At 69.4% G+C, this 22,957-nt stretch carries 19 protein-coding genes; 7 read left to right on the top strand and 12 right to left on the bottom strand.

Going from position 1 to position 22,957, the window contains the following annotated elements; genetic code table 11:
* Nucleotides 1-3 precede the first annotated feature (3 nt).
* The 3 genes from SALMUC_RS02410 to SALMUC_RS02400 all read right to left on the bottom strand — a co-directional run bounded on the left by SALMUC_RS02410 (nt 4) and on the right by SALMUC_RS02400 (nt 4,123).
* Nucleotides 4-1,695: an ABC transporter permease gene (locus SALMUC_RS02410; RefSeq protein WP_020038835.1), complete on the bottom strand. Its 1,692-nt coding sequence runs from the start codon at nt 1,693-1,695 to the stop codon at nt 4-6.
* Nucleotides 1,696-1,787: 92 nt separating this feature from the next.
* On the bottom strand, nt 1,788-2,900 hold the full coding sequence (locus SALMUC_RS02405; protein ID WP_020038834.1) for an extracellular solute-binding protein: 1,113 nt from the start codon (nt 2,898-2,900) through the stop codon (nt 1,788-1,790).
* A 119-nt stretch (nt 2,901-3,019) separates the two neighbouring features.
* Entirely contained in the window at nt 3,020-4,123 is a 1,104-nt protein-coding gene (locus tag SALMUC_RS02400) for an ABC transporter ATP-binding protein (RefSeq protein WP_020038833.1), read from the bottom strand.
* A gap of 422 nt (nt 4,124-4,545) precedes the next feature.
* Here SALMUC_RS02400 and SALMUC_RS02395 point away from each other — a divergent pair, with 422 nt between their 5' ends.
* From SALMUC_RS02395 to SALMUC_RS02385, 3 genes are all read left to right on the top strand, one after another.
* Entirely contained in the window at nt 4,546-5,742 is a 1,197-nt protein-coding gene (locus SALMUC_RS02395) for a M24 family metallopeptidase (RefSeq protein WP_020038832.1), read from the top strand.
* The gene (gene argE, locus SALMUC_RS02390) at nt 5,739-6,899 is read left to right on the top strand and encodes an acetylornithine deacetylase (RefSeq protein ID WP_020038831.1); all 1,161 of its coding nucleotides are present in this window, start codon (nt 5,739-5,741) and stop codon (nt 6,897-6,899) included. The genes SALMUC_RS02395 and argE overlap by 4 nt, the downstream gene beginning before the upstream one ends.
* A 108-nt stretch (nt 6,900-7,007) precedes the next feature.
* Nucleotides 7,008-8,909, top strand: a complete 1,902-nt coding sequence (locus SALMUC_RS02385; protein ID WP_020038830.1) for an acyl-CoA synthetase — start codon at nt 7,008-7,010, stop codon at nt 8,907-8,909.
* A 31-nt stretch (nt 8,910-8,940) separates the two neighbouring features.
* On the opposite strand, the gene SALMUC_RS02380 is transcribed toward SALMUC_RS02385, so the two are convergent.
* The 5 genes from SALMUC_RS02380 to SALMUC_RS02360 all read right to left on the bottom strand — a co-directional run bounded on the left by SALMUC_RS02380 (nt 8,941) and on the right by SALMUC_RS02360 (nt 12,996).
* Nucleotides 8,941-9,231 carry an ArsR/SmtB family transcription factor gene (locus SALMUC_RS02380; protein ID WP_051155872.1) on the bottom strand — a complete coding sequence of 97 codons (291 nt, stop codon included), beginning with the start codon at nt 9,229-9,231 and terminating at the stop codon, nt 8,941-8,943.
* Nucleotides 9,232-9,377: 146 nt separating this feature from the next.
* Complete coding sequence (locus SALMUC_RS02375; protein WP_020038828.1) at nt 9,378-10,697, bottom strand: lyase family protein; 1,320 nt, start codon at nt 10,695-10,697, stop codon at nt 9,378-9,380.
* A gap of 26 nt (nt 10,698-10,723) precedes the next feature.
* Entirely contained in the window at nt 10,724-11,437 is a 714-nt protein-coding gene (locus tag SALMUC_RS02370; RefSeq protein WP_021119734.1) for an alpha/beta fold hydrolase, read from the bottom strand.
* Nucleotides 11,434-12,228 carry a 3-oxoadipate enol-lactonase gene (gene pcaD, locus SALMUC_RS02365; RefSeq protein WP_037371079.1) on the bottom strand — a complete coding sequence of 265 codons (795 nt, stop codon included), beginning with the start codon at nt 12,226-12,228 and terminating at the stop codon, nt 11,434-11,436. Before pcaD ends, SALMUC_RS02370 begins: the two co-directional genes overlap by 4 nt.
* Before the next feature lie 339 nt (nt 12,229-12,567).
* On the bottom strand, nt 12,568-12,996 hold the full coding sequence (locus SALMUC_RS02360) for an FKBP-type peptidyl-prolyl cis-trans isomerase (RefSeq protein ID WP_020038825.1): 429 nt from the start codon (nt 12,994-12,996) through the stop codon (nt 12,568-12,570).
* Between the two features lie 179 nt (nt 12,997-13,175).
* On the opposite strand from SALMUC_RS02360, the gene SALMUC_RS02355 reads away from it, so the two are divergent.
* Both SALMUC_RS02355 and SALMUC_RS02350 read left to right on the top strand, forming a co-directional pair.
* Nucleotides 13,176-13,856, top strand: a complete 681-nt coding sequence (locus SALMUC_RS02355) for a haloacid dehalogenase type II (protein ID WP_020038824.1) — start codon at nt 13,176-13,178, stop codon at nt 13,854-13,856.
* Nucleotides 13,856-14,677, top strand: a complete 822-nt coding sequence (locus SALMUC_RS02350) for an alpha/beta fold hydrolase (RefSeq protein WP_020038823.1) — start codon at nt 13,856-13,858, stop codon at nt 14,675-14,677. Before SALMUC_RS02355 ends, SALMUC_RS02350 begins: the two co-directional genes overlap by 1 nt.
* 7 nt (nt 14,678-14,684) lie before the next feature.
* Here the strand turns inward: SALMUC_RS02350 and SALMUC_RS02345 are convergent, their stop codons facing one another.
* Together SALMUC_RS02345 and truB are read right to left on the bottom strand one after the other, a co-directional pair.
* The gene (locus SALMUC_RS02345; protein WP_020038822.1) at nt 14,685-15,830 is read right to left on the bottom strand and encodes an alpha-hydroxy acid oxidase; all 1,146 of its coding nucleotides are present in this window, start codon (nt 15,828-15,830) and stop codon (nt 14,685-14,687) included.
* Nucleotides 15,831-15,862: 32 nt separating this feature from the next.
* Nucleotides 15,863-16,768 (bottom strand): tRNA pseudouridine(55) synthase TruB, encoded by a 906-nt coding sequence (truB, locus tag SALMUC_RS02340; protein ID WP_020038821.1) that lies wholly within the window; start codon nt 16,766-16,768, stop codon nt 15,863-15,865.
* Between the two features lie 117 nt (nt 16,769-16,885).
* On the opposite strand from truB, the gene SALMUC_RS02335 reads away from it, so the two are divergent.
* Both SALMUC_RS02335 and SALMUC_RS02330 read left to right on the top strand, forming a co-directional pair.
* Nucleotides 16,886-18,121 carry a putative DNA modification/repair radical SAM protein gene (locus SALMUC_RS02335; RefSeq protein WP_037370966.1) on the top strand — a complete coding sequence of 412 codons (1,236 nt, stop codon included), beginning with the start codon at nt 16,886-16,888 and terminating at the stop codon, nt 18,119-18,121.
* Nucleotides 18,121-19,452 carry a UdgX family uracil-DNA binding protein gene (locus SALMUC_RS02330; protein ID WP_021119732.1) on the top strand — a complete coding sequence of 444 codons (1,332 nt, stop codon included), beginning with the start codon at nt 18,121-18,123 and terminating at the stop codon, nt 19,450-19,452. The genes SALMUC_RS02335 and SALMUC_RS02330 overlap by 1 nt, the downstream gene beginning before the upstream one ends.
* A 91-nt stretch (nt 19,453-19,543) precedes the next feature.
* Here the strand turns inward: SALMUC_RS02330 and metG are convergent, their stop codons facing one another.
* Both metG and gndA read right to left on the bottom strand, forming a co-directional pair.
* Nucleotides 19,544-21,256, bottom strand: a complete 1,713-nt coding sequence (gene metG / locus SALMUC_RS02325; RefSeq protein WP_020043733.1) for a methionine--tRNA ligase — start codon at nt 21,254-21,256, stop codon at nt 19,544-19,546.
* 77 nt (nt 21,257-21,333) lie between these two features.
* Entirely contained in the window at nt 21,334-22,740 is a 1,407-nt protein-coding gene (gndA, locus tag SALMUC_RS02320; RefSeq protein WP_020043732.1) for an NADP-dependent phosphogluconate dehydrogenase, read from the bottom strand.
* Between the last annotated feature and the right edge of the window lie 217 nt (nt 22,741-22,957).

The raw sequence follows: 22,957 nt of genomic DNA, 5'->3' as shown, positions 1-22,957 counted from the left end.
CCGTTATCCCAGCTTCACGTTGTCGATGCCCACGATCCGGTCATAGGCCCAGTAGAGCAGCAGCACCACGACCAGCAGGATCGAGCCCAGAGCGGCCGCGAGGCCCCAGTTGAGCGATGTCGAGATGTGGTAGGCGATGCGGTTCGAGATGAAGGTACCCGTCGTGCCGCCGACGATCTCGGGCGTGATGTAGTAGCCGATCGACAGGATGAAGACGAGGATCGAGCCGGCCCCGATGCCCGGGATCGACTGCGGGAAGTAGACCCGCCAGAAGGCCGTCCAGTTGGTCGCGCCGAGGCTCTTGGCCGCGCGCAGGTAGCTGGGCGGGATCGTCGACATCACCGAGTACATCGGCAGGATCATGAAGGGCAGCAGGATGTGGGTCATCGCCACGATCGTGCCGAACTGGTTGTTGATCATGACGAGGCGGCTGTCGTCGGCCACGAGGCCCAGCCAGACCAGCACGTCGTTGATGACGCCCTGCTGCTGCAGCATGACCTTCCAGGCCGAGGTCCGCACCAGCAGCGAGGTCCAGAAGGGCAGCAGCACGAGGATCATCAGCACGTTCGCCGTGCGCATCGGCAGGTTGGACAGCAGGAAGGCCACCGGGTAGCCCAGCGCGATGCAGGAGAAGGTGATGACGAGGCTCATGAAGAGCGTGCGCTTGAAGAGGAACAGGTAGATCTGCTCGTCCGCGTCGCGCGCCTCGGCGCCATCGGGGGTGAGCTGCATGTCCACCGCGTTGAGGAAGTAGCCCGACGTGTAGTTGGGGCTGTAGAGCTTGATGGTCTGCCAGATCTCGGGCGTGGCCCAGTCCTCGTCGATCTCGGCGAAGCCGTCGGCGAAGGTCACGGTCTGGAAATCGGGGCTGGCGACGAGCTCGTCGGCGGCCTGCACCATCCCGGCGCGGGGGCCGTCGTAGGAGGCATAGTCCTCGGCCGCGAGGTCCTGGTAGAGCGCGGTGTGCACCATCGACCAGGGCTCTTCCTCGAGCGGGCTGTCCTCGTCCTCGGTCTGGGTGAAGCGCGCGAAGGTCAGGTAGGCCTGCGCGGCGTTGGGAAAGGCCGTGGCCGCGCCCTCGCGCAGCTGGAACCGGGGCATGCCGCCCTCTTCGTCGGCGGCGTCCCATTCCTCCTGCGCGGCGATCCAGTCCTCGGAGCCCATGATCTCGGCCCAGGGACGGGCCTCGTCCCAGTTCTCGTCGAGGTCCTCGAACTGGTCCTGGTAGACCTCGCCGATGTCGTCGAGCCCGCGGCCCGAACGGCGGAAGAGCGAGGAGGCGCCGGTCAGCTCGTAGTTCAGGCGCGAGCCGAGCCGCGTGTGGATGCGGTTCTCGGCGGCGATGAAGATGTCGTAGTAGGCGGCCTCGAAGACGTCCTCGGAGGGCATCCCCTCGCCGTCCCAGCTGCCCAGCGCCTCGGTGGTGCGCGGCAGGGTCTCGGAGACGATCTGGTTCTCGACGGATCGGAACAGCATGTCCGCGATGGGCGCGATGAAGGAGACCAGCACGAAGATCAGCAGCGGCGCGATCAGCGCGAGCGCCCGGATCTTCTGCATCCTCAGCGCACGGCCGAGGCTCTTCTTCAGCGGCGTCCCGTCGGCCGCGAGGACCGGCCCGCTTTCGGCGTCGGCCTGTCGGAGGGCGTTGTCCGGTGTCGGTCCGGTGAACTTGTCGGCACCCGTTGCGTCAGTCATCGCGTCCCCGTCGATTCTGTTTCTTGGCCGCAAAGCGACAAACGAATGGGGTGGAGGGGGCCTCGCGGCCCCCTCCGGAAGGCGTCATGCGCTTATTGCGCGAGCCATGCCTGGAACTTCGCGTCGATGTCGTCGCGGTAGTCGGCCCAGAACTCGTAGTTGTAGAGCAGCGTGTTCTCTGCGTTCTCCGGGTCGGTCGGCATGTGCGGCGCCATGTCGATGCCGAGCGTCGCGTGCTGGCCGACCAGCGGAGCGGAGGATTGACGCGCCGGGCCGTAGGAGATGTAGGCCGCCTGGTCAGCAAGACGCTGGGTGTCGGTGGCGAACATCAGGAAGTCCTTGACGCGGTTCAGCGCCGGCTCCTCGAGGCCCTCGGGGATGATCCAGCCATCCAGGTCGAAGACCTGCATGTCCCACATCATGCCCACGGGCTGGTCCTGCTCCTCGATCACCGAGAAGAGACGGCCGTTGTAGGTCGAGCCCATGAAGATCTCGCCGTCGGCCAGCAGCTGCGGCGTGTCGGCGCCGGCGGACCACCAGATGACGTCGTCCTTGATCTCGTCGAGCTTGGCGAGCGCCTGGTCCTGGCCCTCTTCGGTGGCCAGCACGTCGTAGATCTCGTCCTTGGCGACGCCGTCACAGTACAGCGCCCACTCCATGTTGTTGATCGGGCGCTTCTCGAGCGAGCGCTTGCCCGGGTAGGTCTCGAGGTCCCAGACGTCGCAGATCTCGTCGGGCGCGTCGGCACCTTCCGGCACCATGTCGGTGCGGTAGCCGAAGGCGGTCGAGTAGACGATCTGCGGGATGAAGCAGTCGGAGACGATCATGTCGCCGAAGTCGTCCTCGGCCGAGGTGCCGTCGGGCGCCTCTGCCAGCAGGTCCTCGGGATCGTATTCCATCGCCAGGCCTTCGTCGCAGAGGCGCATGGCGTCGGCCGCCACCACGTCCACGAGATCCCAGGTGATGTTGCCGGCCTCGTTCATGGCACGCAGGCGCGCCACGGCTTCGGCCGAGGATTCGTCCCAGGACACGGAGACGTCGGGATTATCTTCGAGATAGGGCTCGACGTATGCCTTCTGCTGGCTTTCCTGGTAGGCGCCGCCCCAGGACACCAGCGTCATGCTGTCGGTCATCTCCTGCGCGGCCACCGCGCCAGCGGCGACAGTCAGCGCCGTCGAGGCCAGAAGCGTCTTGGTGAGGTTCATGTGGTTCTCCCTTGCTACCCGTTTAGCGAATGGGACCGGGTTACGGGTAGGACACCCTGCCCCTGTTACGGCCCCGCGCGTCGGGCCGCGAACGGCCCCGCGCAGGTCGTGGTGGTGACTTACGTAGCGTCAAGCGCGCGGCAATCCTCGGGCATCCAGCCGATCTCGACCTCCTGCCCCGGCCGGAGCCGCACCTGGTCGGGCGCGTTTCGGGTCTTGATCACGAACTCGTCGTTCCCCGCGACCGAGAGCCGCGTGCGGAAGATGTCGCCCATGTAGATGAACTCGCGAACCGTCGCCTTGAGCGTGTGGGCGTTCTCGCCCAGGCGGCTCTTGTCGATCTCTACGCGCTCGGGACGGATCGAGACGCGGGTGCGTTCGCCCGCCTTGCTGACGTTCACCGGCTTGGCCTCGATGATCTCGCCGTGGTCGAGCTTGACGGTGCAGGTCTCGCCCTTGACCTCCTGGACGACGCCCTCGAGCGTGTTGTTCTCGCCGATGAACTGCGCGACGAAACTGTTCTCCGGCGCCTCGTAGAGCTGGTCCGGCGGCGCGAGCTGCTGAATGCGGCCGTCGTCGAAGACCGCCACGCGGTCGGACATGGTCAGCGCCTCGGTCTGGTCGTGCGTCACGTAGACCACGGTGATGCCGAGACGGTGCGCCAGGTCGGTGATCTCGAACTGCATCTTCTCGCGCAGCTGCTTGTCGAGCGCGCCGAGCGGTTCGTCCATGAGCACCAGCTCGGGCTCGAAGACCAGCGCGCGGGCCAGTGCGATCCGCTGCTGCTGACCGCCCGAGAGCTGCGCCGGCCGGCGGCCGCCGAAGGCGCCCATCTCGACCATGTCGAGCGCGCGCTGCACCTTCTTCTCGCGCTCGGACTTGCCGATCTTGCGCACCTCGAGCGGGAAGCTGAGGTTCTCGGCCACGGTCATGTGCGGAAAGAGCGCGTAGTTCTGGAAGACCATGCCGATCCCGCGCTTGTGCGGCGGGATGTTGTTGATCGACACGCCGTCGAGCTTGATCTCGCCGTGGGTCGCGGTCTCGAAGCCCGCGAGCATCATGAGGCAGGTTGTCTTGCCCGAGCCCGAGGGCCCGAGCATGGTCAGGAACTCGCCCTTCGGCATGTTCAGGTTGAGGTCCTTAACGACGAGCGTTTCCCCGTCGTAGCTCTTTTGCACGCGTTCGAAGGCGACGAAAGCGTCGCTGGTCCCGGTATCTGGCAAGTCCGGCTCCCCGTTATATGAACCGCGGATTTGCTCCGCTGTGTTGTGACAAGACTAAACCGCGTCGGTCGCTTCGTTGCAACAGGCTTGCGTCGAAACGACCGGCTTTCGGGGGATCACGGGCGCTTCGACAACAAAACCGACGTTCTGCGGAAAATTCCGCCAATGATTCCCCGCTGAAAAGGCGGTTTTCCCGGATCGGGCCTGGTCGAAAACCGACATGCCGCAACGTCAATCCGCCATCCGAACGCCAGAATCGGTCGATTTGAGACCATTTGGAGGGCCTCGAGCGCACAGTTGTTAAGCAGATGACGGGGTTTTCGGCGCAAATTCCAAAAGTCGACGCGCAGATGTCGTTTTTGGGCAGCCAGCCCGGCACGCGATGGGCTGTCTTGGTCGGTATGAAGGATTACGTTACCCCCATGCGCCAACACAGATTCCAGAAAGACCTGCCCTTCTCGGAAGGGGAATACGAACGCCGACTGGCCCGCGCGCGAAAAGCGATGGAACGGGCCGGTATCGAGGTCCTGCTGCTTTCGGACCCTTCCAACATGGCCTGGCTCACCGGCTACGACGGCTGGTCGTTCTACGTGCACCAGGGCGTGCTGGTCTTCCACGACGCCGACCCGATCTGGTGGGGTCGCAACCAGGACAGCAACGGCGCGGTGCGCACCGTCTGGATGGGCGACGACCGGGTGATCGGCTATGCCGACAACTACGTGCAATCCACCATCCGCCACCCGATGCACGATCTCGCGCAGCGCCTGATCGGCATGGGACTCGACCGCGCCCGGATCGGCGTGGAAATGGACAACTACTACTTCTCGGCCAAGGCTTGTCACTCGCTGGCCGAAACCCTGCCCGACTCCACCATCGTCGACTGCACCGCTCTGGTGAACTGGGAACGCGCGGTGAAGTCGAACGAGGAAATCGCCTTCATGCGCAAGGCGGCGAAGATCTCGGAAAAGATCGTCGACGGCCTGCTCGAGCGGGTCGAGCCCGGCGTGCCCAAGAACGAGGTCGTGGCCGAGATCCAGCGCGACGCGATCATGGGCGCGGACGGCGCCTGGGGCGACTATGCCGCCATCGTGCCGCTGCTGCCCTCCGGCTCGGACGCGGCGGCGCCGCACCTGACCTGGGACGGCGAGCCGTTCAAACGCGGCGAAGCGACCTTCTTCGAGATCTCGGGCTGCTACCGGCGATACCATGCGCCCTTCTGCCGGACGATCTTCCTGGGCGAGCCGCCCGAGATCTTCGTCAACGCCGAGGCCGCGCTCTGCGAGGGGCTCGAGGCCGGCCTCGAGGCCGCGCGCGCCGGCAACCGCGCCTGCGACATCGCCAACGCGCTGGCGGCCCCGCTGGAGCGCGCGGGGATCGAACGCGGCGCGCGCTGCGGCTATCCGATCGGGCTGAGCTACCCGCCGGACTGGGGCGAACGGACCATCTCGCTGCGGGCCGAGGACGAGACGGTTCTCGAGCCGGGCATGACATTCCATTTTATGCCCGGCCTTTGGATGTCAGACTGGGGTCTGGAAATCACCGAATCGATCCTGATCACCGAAAACGGCCCCGCAGAGTGCTTCTGCGACCGTCCACGCCGGATGTATGTCAAACCATGAGCCTCGTGCCCGAAACCGAAGCGATCCTCTCCGATCTCATCTCCTTCCCCACCGTGTCGAGCGACAGCAATTTCGACATGATGGCCTGGATGGCGAACCGGATGGAATCGCTCGGGGCCAAGGTGGAACTGTTCCACGACGAGACGGGCACCAAGGCCAACATGTTCGCCACCATCGGCCCGGACGTCCCCGGCGGCGTGGTGCTGTCGGGGCATTCCGACGTGGTGCCGGTGACCGACCAGGACTGGACCACCGACCCCTTCGAACTGGTCGAGAAGGGCGAGCTGCTCTACGGGCGGGGCACCTGCGACATGAAGGGCTTCATCGCGGCCGCGCTCGCGATGGCCGACCCGCTGTCTCAGACCCCGCTCAAGCGGCCGGTGCACCTGTGCTTCACCCATGACGAGGAGGTCGGCTGCCTCGGCGCGCAGTCGCTGGTGCAGGAGCTGAAGGCGCGCGACTACCGCCCGCGCATCGCCATCGTGGGGGAGCCCACGCTCATGCACATCGTCGAGGGGCACAAGGGCTGCTGCGAATACACCGCGCGGTTCCACGGACTCGAGGGCCACGGCTCGGCCCCGGACCGGGGCGTCAACGCGGTGGTCTACGCGGTGCGCTACGTCTCGCGGCTACTCGAACTGTCCGAGGCGCTCAAGGTGCGCGCCCCGCGGCAGTCGCGCTTCGATCCGCCCTGGACCTCGCTCAACATCGGGCGGCTGGCGGGAGGCGTTGCGCACAACGTCATCCCCGGCAAGGCCGAGGTCGACTGGGAGATGCGCCCCGTGCAGCCCGGCGACGCCGAGTTCGTGAAGGAGGCCATCTCGCATTATGTCGAGAACGAGCTTCTGCCCGCGATGCGCGCCGTCTCCCCCCAGGCCGACATCACCACCGAGGTCATCGGCGAGGTCGTCGGGCTGGAGCCGATGGAGGACAACGCCGCGCGCGACCTTGTGGCGCAGCTGACCGGAGCCAACTCCTGCGAGGTGGTGCCCTTCGGGACCGAAGCGGGCCTCTTCCAGGAGATGGGCATGTCGGTCGTGGTCTGCGGCCCCGGCTCGATCACGCAGGCGCACAAGCCCGACGAGTACATCGCACGCGAGCAGCTGGGCCAGTGCCTGGACATGCTTTCGGGGGTGGCGCGCAGCCTCGCGGCCTGATCCCGCAAAAGAACGTCGCGTCGGCGCGGCTTTGCCGTGACGTCGGCGCGTCTTGTTTCGCGGCGCGAACCCTCCCAGACTGAACGGACAACGGGAGGAGAGACGTCCATGACCTTTGCGTCCGTGGCCGACAGGGATGCCATCGAAGCGGAAATGCCGTGGGAGGCGCGCAACGTGCCTGCCACGCTCTACGGGCAGTTGCTGAGGACGGCCGAGGCCTATCCCGAGCGGCCGGCGGTGAGCTTCCAGCTGCAATCGGGACCGAACGATCCGGCCGAGACGCTGAACTGGGCCGAGCTGAAAGCGCAGGTGACGCAGGCCGCGAACCTGTTCCGCAGTCTCGGCGTTGGGCCGCAGGACACCGTCGCCTGCGTGCTGCCGAACTCGACCGAGACCATCGCCGCGCTGCTGGGCGGCGCCGTGGCGGGGATCGTCAACCCGATCAACCCGCTGCTCGAACCCGAGCAGATCGCAGCCATCCTGCGCGAGACCGACGCCAAGGTCGTGGTGACCCTGCGCGCCTTCCCCAAGACCGACGTGGCGCAGAAGGTGGCCGAGGCCGTGCGCCACGCACCGAACGTGCACACGGTGCTCGAGGTCGATCTCAACCGCTACCTCAGGCCGCCAAAGTCGTGGATCGTGCCGCTGATCCGGCCGAAGACCCCCGACAACCACCACGCCGACCTGCGCGACTTCCGCAAGGAAATGGCCAAGCAGCCGATGGAACTGACCTTTCCGGACAGCCCTGGCGACCGGGTCGCGGCCTTCTTCCACACCGGCGGCACGACGGGGATGCCCAAGGTGGCGCAGCACCTCTATTCCGGGCTGATCTACAACGGCTGGCTGGGGGCGCGGCTGCTGTTCACGCAGGAAGACAACATCATCTGTCCCCTGCCCCTCTTCCACGTCTTCGCCAGCCACGTGATCCTGATGGCGGCGCTGTGTTCGGGCGCGCATGTCGTCTTCCCGACCCCTGCGGGCTACCGCGGCGACGGCGTCTTCGACAACTTCTGGAAGCTCTGCGAGCGCTGGAAGATCAGCTTCGTCATCACCGTGCCAACGGCGGTCTCGGCGCTGATGCAGCGCAAGGTCGACGCCGACATCTCTTCGGTGAAATACGCCTTCTCGGGCTCGGCCCCGATGCCGCTGGAGCTGTTCAAGCGCTTCGAGGCCGCCTGCGGCGTCACCGTCTGCGAGGGCTACGGACTGACCGAGGCGACCTGCCTTGTCTCGGTGAACCCGCCCGAGGGGGAAAAGCGCGTGGGTTCCATCGGGATCCCCTTCCCTTACACGCACGTCAAGATCGTCAAGCAGACGCCCGACGGGCCGACGGAATGCGACCGCGACGAGGTGGGGGAGATCTGCGTCGCCAACCCCGGCGTCTACGCCGGCTCGACCTATACCGAGGAGGACCGCAACCGCGACCTCTTTCACGAGGGGCGCTACCTGCGGACCGGCGACCTGGGCCGGATGGACGCGGAGGGGTATCTCTGGATCACCGGGCGGGCCAAGGACCTGATCATCCGGGGCGGGCACAACATCGACCCCGCCGACATCGAGGACGCGCTGCTGGCGCACCCCGAGGTGGCCTTTGCCGGCGCCATCGGCCAGCCCGACGCGCATTCGGGCGAGCTGCCCTGCGCCTTCGTGGAACTGGTCGAGGGCGCGACGGTGACCGAGGAGGCGCTGATGGAGCATGCGCGCGTGCACATCCACGAGCGCGCGGCCTATCCCAAGCACCTGACGATCCTGCCGGAACTGCCGAAGACGGCAGTCGGCAAGATCTTCAAGCCCGACCTGCGCAAGCACGCCATCACGCGGGTCTACAACGGCGCGCTCGAAAAAGCGGGCCTGCCCGCCCGCGTGACCGAGGTGGTCGACGACCGCAAACGCGGGCTGGTTGCGCGGCTCGAGCGCAACGGCGCCGATGCCGAGGCCGTGGGCAAGTGCCTCGGCGCCTTCACGCGACCCTGGGAATGGGCAGAGGATACGAAGGAAAGCGCGGCCTGATCCGGGCCGCGCGTCCGGTGGCGCGCAGGGCTCAGCCCGACTTGCGCTCGCAGAAGATCTCGTAGAGCAGGCCGATCACCCGCGCCGTGTCGTCGTTGGCGAGCGAGTAGTAGATCGTCTTGCCCTCGCGCCGGGTCTTGACCAGCCCCTCTTCGCGCAGGCGTGCCAGCATCTGGCTCACCGCCGCCTGGCGGATGCCGAGCAGGTTCTCGAGCTCGCCCACCGAGATCTCGCCCGAGCCGAGGTGGCACAGGATCATCAGCCGGCCCTCGTGGGCCAGCGTCTTGAGAAAGCCCGCGGCATCGCGGGCATTTGCCGCCATCTCGTCAGGCGGGGGTGCGATGGAGTCGTCGGTCGTCAACGCTGCAGTGCCTCATGTCGATGGGCGTTATATAGCATCGTTCTCGATGAAATCGAGAGGCTTGGCCTTCAAACGGCCGTAATCGCCCTGCCCCCGCCGACCCCGGCCTATGCGGCTCGCACTGCAGCTGCGAAACCCCGGGCTTCCTCGGGGGCGCGGCCCATGCGCTGGCCCAGATCGAAGAGCCCCGGGGCCAGATCCGGGTGCGCCGCGCGGGCCACCTCTTCGAGCGTGGCGTCGCCGTCGCGCACCTCGAGGCAGAGCCGCTTGGTCTCGGCCTGGGCCTCTGGGCGGGGCATGGTCTCGGCCAGCGCAAAGGACAGCGCCTCGGCCAGCACCAGCCCCTTCGAGGCGTCGAGCGTGGCGCGCATCTCGGCCGTGTCGGGGGCCAGCGTTTCCGCCAGCGTGCGGGCATGACCCAATGCCGACGCGCCGCCGAGGACGAGTTGCGGGAAGGTGAGCCATTCGGTGAACCACGAGGCGCCGTCGCGCTGCTGCGCGTGGGGCACCTGAAGCGTGGCGTTGCAGCCGGTGACGTGGCTCGAGAGCGCCACCAGGACCGAGGGGCCGACCGGGTTCTGCTTCTGCGGCATGGTCGAAGAGCCGCCGGAGGTGCCGAGCCGGACCTCCGGGGCATCGGACTGCGTCGCGCGGACAAGGTCCTGCCCCATCTTGCCCAGCGCCACCGCGAGGCGCGAAATCCAGCCCGCGATGCGCAGCACCGGCGTGCGGTCGGTGTGCCAGTTGCGCCCCGGATCGCCAAGGTCGAGCGCGCGGGCGAGACCGGCGCGCACCTCGGGCGCCGCCGCGCCCAGCTCCGAAGCGGTGCCCGCCGCGCCCGCGAGCGAGACCAGCAGCGCGCCCTCGCGCAGCGCGGGCAGCTCGCGCAGCAGCTCGATCAGCGGCCAGCCCCAGCCCGCGACCACCGCGCCGAAGCTGGTTGGCGTGGCGTGCTGTCCGTAGGTGCGCGCGGCCATGGGCGTCGCGGCATGAGCCTCGGCCAGTGTCGCGAGCGCGGTCAGCACGGCGCGCAGCTCGGTCTCGGCATGGGTCAGGACCTGCCGCAGCCGCAGCATGAGCGCGGTGTCCTGGATGTCCTGCGATGTGGCGCCCCAGTGCAGGTACTGGCCGTGTTCGGGCGCCTGCATCTCCGAGCGGAAAGCGGCGACGAAGCCCGGCACGGTGACGCCGTTGCGCCCCGTCGCCTCGGCCAGCCCGCCGGCGTCGATCTGCAACTCGAGGCTGGCGCGATGGATGGCGCGGGCGGCGGTCTCGGGGATCAGGCCGGCCTCGCCCTGGGCCCTGGCCAGCGCGCCCTCGACGATCATCATGGCGCGGATCTCGGCGCTGTCGGTGAAGAGCTTGCCGATCTCGCCGGTGGCGAAGAGGCGATGCAGGTGCGCACTGTCGAAGGGCGTGGCGGTCATGGTGTCCTCGGGTCCGGGGGCGCGGCTCAGCCGGCGGCGGCGATATGGTCGAGCAGGGCCGCGAGGGCCTTGGGATCGCCCAGGAAGGGGGAGTGCGACCAGGGGCGTTCGTGCACCTGCGCGGGCGGCAGGGCCGCGGCCATGCTGCGCTGGTATTCCGGCGGGATGGCCCCGTCCTCGCCGCAGACGATGTAGCTGCGCTGCAGGCTCTCCACCCGGCCGGTGAGCGACACGGGCTCCTGCTGCGGACGGATCGCCTGCGGCGTGAGATGATCGAGCGCGAAGGCCACGGCCGCGTCGCTGCAGTCGTGGTAGAAGACTTCGCGCGCGAGCGCCGGATCGAAGCGCATGGTGACGCCGCCGGGGTCACGCATGATTGCCGGCGCGAGCGGCTGGCGCGGCCCCGCGCGGCGCATCGAGGCCACGCTGTCGCCGTCGCCGGGCATGTAGGCGCAGAGGTAGACCAGCCGCTCGAAGAGCTCGGGCGCGCGGTCGGCGGCCTGCGTCATCGGCACACCGCCCATGGAATGGGCCACCACCATCGTGGGCCCGTCGAGCGCGTCGAGGATCGCCTGCACGTAGTCCTCGAGCCCCACGGTCTCGGGCGGGGTCGGGTCGGCCCCGTGCGAGGGCAGGTCGATCGCGCGACCCTCGTGGCCCAGCGCCTCGAGTTCGGGGATCACGTCGCGCCAGCACCATGCGCCATGGGCCGAGCCGTGCACCAGAAGCATCCGCGTCATCGGTCGAGGTGCCCCTGCACGGTCAGGAATTCGGTCAGGATCTCGGCGTATTCCTGGGGTTTCTCGACGCAGGGCAGATGGCCCGCGCCGCGGATCAGCCGGAACTCCGAGCCGGGGATCAGGTCGAGCGTCTCGCGCACGAGGTCGGGCGGCGTCGAGCCGTCTTCGGAGCCCGCGATGCCCAGCGCCGGAAGGCGCAGGCCCGAGGTCGGCGTCATGAAGTCCGTCCCGGCGATGGCCTGGCAGCAGCCGATGTAGCCGCCCTTTGGGCTGCGCTCGAGCATGTGTTGCCAGGCGGGCAGCTCGGGTCCCTCGCGGAAGGGCTTGGCGAACCAGCGCTCCATGGTGGGGGCGGCAATGGATTCCACGCCGTCGGCCTCGATCATGGCGATGCGGTCGCCCCACATGTCGCGGGTGCCGATCTTGGCCGCGGTGTTCGACAGCACGATGCCGCGCACGAGGTCGAGCCGCTTGGCCGCGAGCCCCTGCGCGATCAGCCCGCCGATGGAGAGACCAACGAAGATCGCGTCGCGAAAGCCCAGATGATCCATCAGCCGCTCGGCATCGCTCACCAGCGTGCCCATGCCGTAGGGCGGCGGCGGCGCGTCCGACAGGCCATGCCCGCGCTTGTCGTAGCGCAGCACGCGCAGGCCCTCGGGCAGCAGCGGCACCACCTTGTCCCAGACGCGGAAATCCGTGCCCAGCGAGTTGGCGAAAACCAGCGGCGGCCCGTTCTCGGGGCCGTCGATCCGGTAGTGCAGGCGGATGTCGCCCAGATCGGCCATCTGCATGTCGCGCGTCTCCCGTTCGATGTTCGGCGGCACCCTACCCCGGCGCCCTGCCGGACGAAAGGGCGCGGCCGGCGCCCCGGAAACGGTTCCGGTTTGTTAACCCGGCCGTGCGAGGCCACTCGCCGAGACGGGCGACGGGAGAGGTGCATGCAGGGTTTCGTGGCGGTTGCGAGGGGCATCTTTGCCCTGCTTGCACCGCTGCGCGGGGTCTGCCTCAAGGCTTGTCGCCGCGGCGGTGCGGCCCCTTCCCAGCGCGCACGAAAAACGGCGCGAGGCCGGGCCCCGCGCCGTGCGCGATCGTCGCGATGCGCTGCCGGCCACGGGGGCCGGCGCGCGATGTCAGGCGATCTCGACCAGTTCGATGTCGAAGGTCAGGTCCTTGCCCGCCAGCGGGTGATTCGCGTCCAGCGTCACCTCGGCTTCCGAGACCTCGGCCACGGTGACCTGCACGGTCTGGCCCTGCGGGGTCTGCACCTGCAGCTGCGTGCCGATGTCGAGCGGGATGTGATCCGGGATCTCGGTGCGCGGCACCTGCTGCTTGGCCTCGGAGTGAACCGGACCATAGGCTTCCTCGCTGGGCACTTCGACGACCTTCTTCTCGCCGACTTCCATGCCCGTCATCGCCTTGTCGAGGCCGGGGATGATCTGACCCGAGCCGACGGTGAACTCGAGCGGGTCGCGGCCCTCGCTGGAGTCGAAGGTGCTGCCGTCGTTCAGCGTGCCGGTGTAATGAATGCGGACCGTATCGCCGGTCTTGACCTGCGTCATGGGTGGCTCCGTTGTTGGGGTAATGCGGATGAATGTCCGAGGCCGCCGTCACGGCGGGTGCTCGTGTCGCTCTGGCCCGAATTTAGGCACGCTGGCCGGCGATTGCAAACCCCCGAGGGGCGATTCGGCCTTCCCCGGGCCCCTCCCGCGTGCCAGTTTTCACGCAAGGGAGGCTGCAAATGACCAAGATACCCTGCGTTTTCGACGCTTACGGCACGCTGTTCGACGTGGCCGCCTCCGCACGGCAGGCGGCTGATGAGCCGGGACAGGAGGCGCTGGCCCGCACCTGGCAGCCGCTCGCGGCGGACTGGCGGACGAAACAGCTGGAATACACCTGGCTGCGCGCGGTGACGGGCGATCACGCCGATTTCTGGCAGGTCACGCAGGACGGACTGGACTGGGCGATGGAGCGGCACGGACTCTCCGCGCCGGAGCTGCGCGCGCGACTGCTGGCGCTCTACCGCGAGCTGGCCGCCTACCCCGAGGTGCCGAAGATGCTGCGCGCCCTCAAGGCCGCCGGCCACCCCTGCGCGATCCTGTCGAACGGCTCGCCCGGCATGCTGGCCGACGCGGTGGCCAGCGCCGGGGTCGGCGATCTGCTCGACGCCGTGCTCTCGGTCGAGGATGTCGGCGTCTTCAAGCCCGCGCGGGTCGTCTACGACATGGTGGGCGCACGGTTCGGCACCGCGCCGGGCGACGTGCTCTTCGTGTCGTCCAACGGCTGGGACGTCTGCTGCGGCGCCGCCTACGGTTTCCGCACCGCCTGGGTGAACCGCTCGGGCCTGCCGCTCGACCGCTTGCCGGGCCGGCCCGACCATGTCATCCCCGATCTGACCGCCATTCCGGAGATCGCCGCCTGATGCCGCATTTCACCACCTCCGACGGCCTGTCGCTGCACTACACCGACGAGGGCGAGGGCCTGCCGCTGCTCTGCCTTGCCGGGCTCACGCGCGACGGCCGCGACTTCGACTACGTCGCGCCGCATCTCGAGGGCGTGCGGCTGATCCGCATGGACTATCGCGGGCGCGGGCAGTCGGACTGGGGGGACCCCGAGACCTACACGATCCCCGTCGAGGGGCGCGACGCGCTGGAGCTGCTCGACCACCTCGGGATCGCGCGCGCGGCGCTGCTGGGCACCTCCCGCGGGGGGCTGATCGCCATGGTGCTGGCATCGACCGCGAAGGAGCGGCTCAGCGGCGTGGCGCTGAACGACATCGGCCCCGACATCGCGCCCGAGGGGCTGAAGGTGATCGAGGGCTACCTCGGCCGCAACCCGCCCTGGGCGACGCTGGCCGAGGCGGCGCGCAAGCGCGCGGCAGGCATGCCGGCCTTTGCCGACGTGCCCGAGAGCCGCTGGCGCGAGGAGGCCGAGAAGTTCTACCGCGAGACGCCGGACGGGCTCGAAATCACCTATGATCCGCGCCTGCGCGAGGCGGTGCTGGGCGGCGGCGCGCAGCCGGTGCCGGACCTCTGGCCGCTGTTCGACGCGCTGCAGGGACTGCCGCTCTGCGTGATCCGGGGGGCCAATTCCGACCTGCTCTCGCCAGAGACCTTCGCCCAGATGCTGATGCGCCGCCCCGACGCCATTGCCGCCGAGGTGCCCGGCCGCGGGCATGTTCCCTTCCTCGACGAGCCGGTCGCGGTCGACGCGCTGCACCGCTGGTTGGCGCTGCTGCGCTGAGCGGCCGCTAGCGCCGGAAGACCGCCTCGGCGTCGATCTCGCCCACGTCGGGCCGGCCCAGCAGCGCGAGCGCGGTGTCGAGTTCACCCGCCAGCATCTCGATGGCGCGGGTGACGCCGGCCTCTCCGGCCGCGGCAAGGCCCCAGAGGAATGGCCGCCCGATCATGCAGGCATCGGCCCCGAGCGCGCGGGCCACGACGATGTCGCTGCCGCGGCGCACGCCCCCGTCGAGCAGAACCTGCGCCCGGCCCGCCACGGCCTTGGCCACTGCCGGAAGGGCCGCGACGGCCGAGGGCACCGCGTCGAGCTGCCGGCCGCCGTGGTTCGACACGATGACCGTCGCCGCGCCGAGGTCGACCGCGCGGCGGGCGTCGTCGGGATGCAGCACGCCCTTCACGACCACAGGGCCGTCCCACTTGGCCATGACGTGGCGCACCGTGTCCCAGTCGGCGCCGGAATCGCAGAGCGCCGCGATGTGCTGGGTGATGGTCGAGATGCCGCCGCCCATCTGCGCGGTCTCGAAGTTGCCGAAGCTGACGCCGTGGCGCAGGTAGCCCAGGCTCCAGGCCGGGTGCAGCGCGGCGTCGAGCACGGTTTGGGGCGTAAGGCGCGGCGGCACGGTGAAGCCGTTGCGGACATCGCGGTGCCGCCGGCCCTGCACCGGAAGGTCGAGCGTGAGGCAGAGCACGCGGTAGCCATGCTCTCGCGCGCGTTCGAGCATCCGGTCGGTCAGCCCCTCGTCCTTGAGGAAATAGTATTGAAACCAGCGGTCTCCGCCCGGTGCCTGCGTGGCGAGTTCCTCGATCGACGCGACGGAATTGGTCGAGAGGCAGAAGGGAATCCCTGCGTCCCGCGCCGCGCGCGCGGCGGCGCCCTCGCCACCCGGCCGGAAGAGGCCCGCGAGGCCAGTTGGCGCAAGCATTAGCGGCAGAGCCGAGTCATACCCCACGATGTCGGTGCGCGTGTGGCGCTCGGCCACGTCGACACCGACGCGCGGGGCGAGACCCCAGGCGCCGAAATCGCCCTCGTTCGCGCGCAGGGTAACCTCGGCCCCGGCGCCGCCGTCGATGAAGTCGAAGAGGAAGCGCGGCAGGCGCTTGCGGGCGAGGCGGCGCAGGTCCGAGATGTCGGCGGCTTGGTCGAGCGAGGTCATGCGCGCGACAGTGCCACGCGGCGGGGCGCCTGTCAGCCTTGAACGAAGACCCGGTTCGGATGCAGCTCGCCCGCCTTGAAGACGCCCACGGCGACGGCGTGGCCGTCGAGCGAGGCCCAGGCCTCGTCTCCATAGTCGACGTCACCGGGGATCACCATGCCGGGGTTGCCGTTGCGCAGGCGCGCGGCGCCCTCGGGGGTGCACTTCAGCTCTGGAAGCTCGGCGAGGCCGACCTCGAGCGGCAGCAGTTTCTCGTCCAGTTCCGGGGACTTGGCGAGACGCTCGATCTCCTCGAGGGTGATGCCGTCCTCGGCCTCGAAGGGACCGGACCAGATCCGGCGCAGCGTCACCACGTGGCCGAGGCAGCCCAGCGCCTCACCCAGGTCGCGGGCCACGGAGCGGACGTAACCGCCCTTGCCGCAGGTCATTTCCAGCTCGACATGGTCGGCGTCGGGGCGATCGGTGAGCAGGAGTTCCTCGACCCAGAGGGGGCGGGCCTCGATCTCCATCGTCTCGCCGTCGCGGGCCCGCTTGTAGGCGCGTTCGCCGTCGATCTTCACGGCCGAGAACTGCGGCGGGACCTGCATGATCTGGCCCACGAAGCCGCCCAGCGCGGCCTTGATCTCGTCGTCGGAGGGGCGCGCCTCGGAGGTCCCGGTGACCTCGCCCTCGGCGTCGTCGGTGTTGGTGGACTGTCCCAGTCGTACGGTAAATCTGTACGCCTTGAGCGCGTCGGTCACGAAGGGCACCGTCTTGGTCGCCTCGCCCAGCGCCACGGCCAGCACGCCCGTCGCCTCGGGGTCGAGCGTGCCCGCGTGGCCGGCCTTCTTGGCACCCAGCGCCCAGCGCACCTTGTTGACCACGGCGGTGGAGGTCATGCCCGCGGGTTTGTCGACGATCAGCCAGCCGGAAATGTCGCGGCCCTTCTTGCGTGCCATGCGCGTCCTCGTTGTCGATGAGGCCGGGGCGATAGCAAGCGCTGCGCAAGCTTGTCAATCGCGGGCCTCGCGGCGGCGTGACTTGATGCGGAACAGGCGTGAACGTATGGTGAACGAATGGCACCGATGACCCTCGACCGAAAACTCGCGATCCTCTCGGATGCGGCGAAATACGACGCCTCCTGCGCCTCGAGCGGGGGGCAGAAACGCAATTCGCGCGACGGTAAGGGGCTGGGCTCGACCACCGGGTCTGGGATCTGCCACGCCTACACGCCCGACGGGCGCTGCATCAGCCTGCTCAAGATCCTGATGACGAACTTCTGCATCTACGATTGCGCCTACTGCGTGAACCGGGTGAGCAGCAACGTCGAGCGGGCGCGCTTCTCGGTCGAGGAGGTGGTGCGGCTGACGCTGGAGTTCTACCGGCGGAACTATATCGAGGGGCTGTTCCTCTCCTCGGGGATCATCCGCTCGCCCGACGACACCATGGGCGAGATGGTGCGGATCGCGCGCAGCCTGCGCGAGGACCATCATTTCCGGGGCTACATCCACCTCAAGACCATTCCCGACGCCGCGCCCGAGCTGATCGAGGCGGCGGGGCTCTTTGCCGACCGGCTGTCGATCAACGTCGAGCTGCCCACGGATCGCAGCGTGCAGACCTATGCGCCCGAGAAGTCGCCCGACCGCATCCGGCGCGCCATGGCGGACGTGCGGCTGCGAAAGGAAGCGGGACAGGAGCGCAGCCACACCGGCAAACGGCCGCCGCGCTTTGCCCCCGCCGGGCAGTCGACGCAGATGATCGTGGGGGCGGACGGGGCGAATGACGCGACCATCCTGCAAAGCGCGACGCGCCTCTACTCGGGCTACCGGCTGAAGCGGGTCTACTACTCGGCCTTCTCGCCCATTCCCGATGCCTCCTCCGCCCTGCCGCTGGTGAAGCCGCCGCTGGTGCGCGAGCACAGGCTCTACCAGGCGGACTGGCTGCTGCGGTTCTACGGCTTCGAGGTGGACGAGATCACGGCCGCCGCGCCGGGCGGGAACCTCGACCTGGGCGTCGATCCGAAACTCGCCTGGGCGCTGGCGCATCGCGAGCGCTTTCCGGTGGACGTGAACCGCGCCGAGCGCGAGGCGCTGCTGCGGGTGCCGGGGCTGGGCGTGAAGACCGTCAAGCGCGTGCTGGCGACGCGGCGGCATCGCGCGCTGCGCTACGACGACCTGCGGCGCATGGGCGCAAACCTCAAGCAGGCGCGGCCCTTCATCACCCTGCCGGACTGGACGCCCCGCAGCATGGTCGACGCCGCCGACCTGCGCGCAAGGGTGGCGCCGCCGCCCGAGCAGCTGAGCCTCTTCTGATGCGGCGCATCACCCTGCCCGAGACCGGCACCTTCGAGGCCTGGCGCGATGCCGCGCGGAGCCTGCTGGCGGCGGATGTGCCGCCCGAGGCGGTTCTCTGGCAGCGCGGGGCGGCGGAGGAGGATCTTTTCGCCGAGGACGCCCTGCCCCCGGCGGGCGGCGGGCAGGTGACGGTGCCGCGCGGGTTCGTGGACCTTGCGCGGCGGGTGGTCTGGCACCGCGACCCCGAGCGCTTCGGGCTGCTTTACGCGTTGCTCTGGGCGCTGCGGCGCGAGCGGGGGCTGCTGTCGGACCGGGGCGATCCGCGCGTGGCGCGCCTGCAGGGCATGGCCAAGGCGGTGGGGCGCGACCGGCACAAGATGACGGCCTTCGTGCGGTTCCGCGAGATCGGCGAGCCGGAGGCGCCGCGCCGCGCCTTCGCCGCCTGGTTCGAGCCCGCGCATTTCATCATGGAGCCGGTGGCGCCCTTCTTCACCGACCGCTTCGGCGACATGGACTGGACCATCGCCACGCCAGACCTGACGGCGGTGTTCGAGGGCGGGCGGCTGCGCTTCGAGGCGGGACAGCCGCGCCCGCCCCTGCCCGAGGATGCGACCGAGGAGCTCTGGCGGACCTACTTCCGGTCGATCTTCAATCCCGCGCGGCTCAAGGTCTCGGCCATGACGGCGGAGATGCCGCGCAAATACTGGCACAACATGCCAGAGGCGGCGCTGATCCCGGGCTTGATCGCGGGCGCGGGTGCGCGGGCGGCGGAGATGGCCGAGGCGTTGGCGGGCTGCCGGCGCTGCCCGCTCTGGCGAGACGCGACGCAGGCGGTGCCCGGCGAGGGGCCGCAGGATGCGAAGCTGATGGTCGTGGGCGAACAGCCGGGCGACCGCGAGGACCTTGCGGGGCGGCCCTTCGTCGGGCCGGCGGGGCAGCTCTTCGACCGGGTGGCGGCGGAGGCGGGGCTGGATCGCGGCGCGGCCTATGTCACGAATGCGGTCAAGCACTTCAAGTTCCGGGCGCGGGGCAAGCGGCGCCTGCACAGGGCACCGGAGCGCGACGAGATCGAGCATTGCCGCTGGTGGCTGGACCTGGAGCGCGCAGGGGTGCGCCCGCGCCTGATCCTGGCCATGGGCGCGACGGCGCTGGCGAGCCTCACGGGCAGCGGCGCGGGGCTGCTGCGGCGGCGCGGCGGGGTCGAGGAGACGGAAGACGGCACGCCGGTGCTGGTGACCGTGCACCCGAGCTACCTTCTGCGTCTGCCCGAGGACGCGCGCGCCGCCGAGGTGGCGCGCTTCCGCGCCGACCTGTCGCGGGCGGCGGAGATCACGGGCTGCACCCTCTAGCGGGGCCCGGGGCGCTGCCCCCCGGGGGGCAACTGCCGGACCGGGGCGCCCCGGCCCCGCACTGCGTATTTGGAGAAAGATGAAGGGCCGGTCAGCTGCGGGTGCCGGCGAAGCGGCTCTGCCAGTCCTCGCGCTCGGCGTCGGTGATCTTGCGGAAGGTGACCTCGGGCACGGTGAAGGCATGGCCGGCGGGCAGCGCCTCGAGCGCTTCGGGCAGGTCGTCGGGCCAGCCGGCATCCTCGGATTTCAGCGCGGCGCGGAGCTGGGCGCTGGCGTCGGGGATGAAGGGGGCCGAGATCACCGCGTAAAGGCGGATGAGGTTCAGTGCGAGCCGGATCTGCATGGCGGCCTTCTCGGGGTCCTCCTTGAAGGTGGCCCAGGGGGCGGCCTCCTGCAGGTACTCGTTGCCCAGCACCCAGGCGGCGCGCAGGGCGGTGGCGGCCTTGCGGATCTCGATGGCCTCCATGTGGGCCTGGTATTCCGCGATCTTGGCGGAGAGATCGGAAAGGAGCTGTTCCTCGAGCGCGCCGCGGGTGCCGCCCTCGGGGACCGCTTCGCCGAACTTCGAGCGGCAGAACTTGGTCACGCGGGAGGCGAAGTTGCCCAGCACGTCGGCGAGGTCCTTGTTCACCGAGGTCTGGAAGTTCTCCCAGGTGAATTCCGCGTCGGAGCTTTCGGGGGCGTGGCTGAGCAGCCACCAGCGCCAGTAGTCGGCCGGCAGGATCTCGAGCGCCTGGTCCATGAAGACGCCGCGCCCGCGCGAGGTGGAGAACTGGCCGCCGTCGTAGTTCAGGTAGTTGAAGCTCTTGATGTAGTCGACGAGCTTCCAGGGCTCGCCCGAGCCCAGGATCGTGGCCGGGAAGGAGAGCGTGTGGAAGGGCACGTTGTCCTTGCCCATGAACTGGGTGTAGCGCACGTCGGAGGCGCCCTCGTCGGTGCGCCACCAGCGGGCCCAGTCGTCGCCCTTGCCGGCGTCGACCCATTCCTGTGCGCAGGCGATGTATTCGATGGGGGCGTCGAACCAGACGTAGAAGACCTTGCCCTCCATGCCCGGCCAGTCCGCGTCGCCGCGCCTGACCGGCACGCCCCAGTCGAGGTCGCGGGTGATGCCGCGGTCCTGCAGCCCGTCGCCGTCGGTGAGCCATTTCTTGGCGATGGAGGTGGTGAGCACGGGCCAGTCGGTCTTGGAGTCGATCCAGGCCTCGAGCTCGTCCTTCATCTCGCTCTGGCGGAGGTAGAGGTGCTTGGTCTCGCGCATCTCGAGGTCGGTGGCGCCCGAGACGGTGGAATGCGGATTGATCAGGTCGACCGGGTCGAGCTGCTTGGTGCAGTTGTCGCACTGGTCGCCGCGCGCGCTGTCGAAGCCGCAGTTCGGGCAGGTGCCCTCGATGTAGCGGTCCGGCAGGTAGCGCCCGTCGGTGGGCGAATACATCTGCGTCTCGGAGACCTCGCGGATCAGGCCGCGGTCGGCCAGAACGCCGGCGAAGTGCTGCGTGAGCTTGCGGTTCTGCTCCGACGAGGAGCGGCCGAAGTGATCGAAGCTGAGGCGGAAGCCCTCGGCGAGGTCGGCCTGCACCTGCCACATCTCGGCGCAGTACTCGGCCACCGGCTTGCCCGCTTTGGCGGCGGCGAGCTCGGCCGGGGTGCCGTGTTCGTCGGTGGCGCAGAGGAAGAGCACCTCGTGGCCGCGCGCGCGCAGGTAGCGGGCGTAGAGGTCGGCCGGGAGCTGGCTGCCCACGAGGTTGCCGAGGTGCTTGACCCCGTTGATGTAGGGGATCGCCGAGGTGATGAGGTGCCGTGCCATGAGGTCCGTCCGTGATCGCGCTTGGCCGCCGATCTAACGGAAGTCGCGGGCGGGGGAAAGTGCCGCCGCGCGGCCTCCTACCGGTCGTCCCACCAGGGCCCGTGGTGGATGTCGGCGCCGTCGACCCGGTCGAAGCCGTGGCGGCCGAAGACGTCGCGCTGCGCCTGGATCAGCCCGGCGCTGCCGCGCGGCTGGCGCATGGTGTCCCAGAAGGCCAGCGCCGAGGAGAGCACCGGCAGCGCGTGACCCGCCGAGATCGCCTGCGCCACGACGCAGCGCAGCGCCGGGATGCCGCGCGAGAAGACTTCGGCGAATCGCGGCGAGAGCAGCAGCTCGCCGCGCGGGGCGCCCTCGTGGAAGGCGGCGGCGATGTCGTCGAGCAGGCGGGCGCGGATGATGCAGCCGGCGCGCCAGATCTCGGCGATGCGGGCGCGGTCGAGATCCCAGCCGAATTCCCCGGAGGCCGCCGCGAGGATGCGGAAGCCCTGGGCGTATTCCAGCACGCGGGCGGCCAGCAGCGCGTCGCGGAGCGTGTCGGGGTCGATCTCGAGCGGATCGCGGGCGCAGCCCAACGCCGGGCCCGCCGCCTCGCGCAGGGGCTTTTCGGCCGACCAGGCGCGGGCGGCGACGGCGGCCTCGATCATGGTGGCGGACTGGCCGAGGCGCACGGCCTCGATCACGGTCCAGCGGCCGGTGCCCTTCTGGCCCGCGCTGTCGAGGATGGCGTCCACCATCGGCCCGCCGGAGACCGGGTCGCTCTCGCGCAGGACCTGGGCGGTGATCTCGTAGAGGTAGCTGCCGAGGGGGCCGTCGTTCCAGGTCTCGAAGAGGTCGGCCAGCTGGTCGGGGCTGAGGCCGCCGCCGCGGCGCAGCAGCTCGGTGACCTCGGCGATCATCTGCATGTCGGCATACTCGATGCCGTTGTGCACGGTCTTGACGAAATGCCCCGCGCCGTCGGGGCCCATGCGGTCGACGCAGGCATCCTCGCCGAAGCGGGCGGCGATCGGGGTGAGGATGGGCTCGAGGCCCTGCCAGCTTTCCGTCGAGCCGCCGAACATCATCGAGGGGCCGTGGCGCGCGCCGTCTTCGCCGCCCGAAACGCCGAGGCCCACGAAGTGCAGCTCGTGTTCGGCCAGCCGCGCGGCGCGGGCGCGGGTGGAATGGAAATCGGCATTGCCGGCGTCGATCACGGTATCGCCCGCGTCGAGCAGCGGAATCGCCTCGTCGAGGAAGGCGTCCATCGGCGCGGTCGAGGGGATCATCGCCAGCAGCAGGCGCGGCCGGGGCAGCGCCGCGATGAGCGCCGGCAGATCGTCGTGGCCCGAGACGCGGCCCGAGAGCGGGGCGGCGCGGTCGAGAAAGGGCGGAACGGCCCCGGGCGAGCGGTTGGCGACCGCGATGGAGATGCCCTTTTCCACCATGTTGAGCGCGAGCGCGGCGCCCATGGTGCCCAGCCCGTAGATCCCGATTTGCGGCTCTGCCATCCGTGGCCTCCATTCATCTTCGGGGCACAATCTAGGCGTCGTGCGGCGCGGGGAAAACGCAGGAGATGCACAGGCCGCGTGCGGCAGGGCGCCGTCGGCGGGCGGATGCCGGTGCGGCGGTGCGGGCGCGCGGCGGGTCGGACAGGTTCAGACCGGCTCGGAGAGCGGCCGGGGCGCGAGCTGCCCGCCCTCGAGCCACCAGCGCGCCGGCGGGGCC

The sequence above is a fragment of the Salipiger mucosus DSM 16094 genome (assembly GCF_000442255.1).
Lineage (GTDB): Bacteria > Pseudomonadota > Alphaproteobacteria > Rhodobacterales > Rhodobacteraceae > Salipiger > Salipiger mucosus.
The sequence above is the reverse complement of the archived record's forward strand: the minus strand, read 5'-3'. Positions and strand labels throughout refer to the sequence as shown.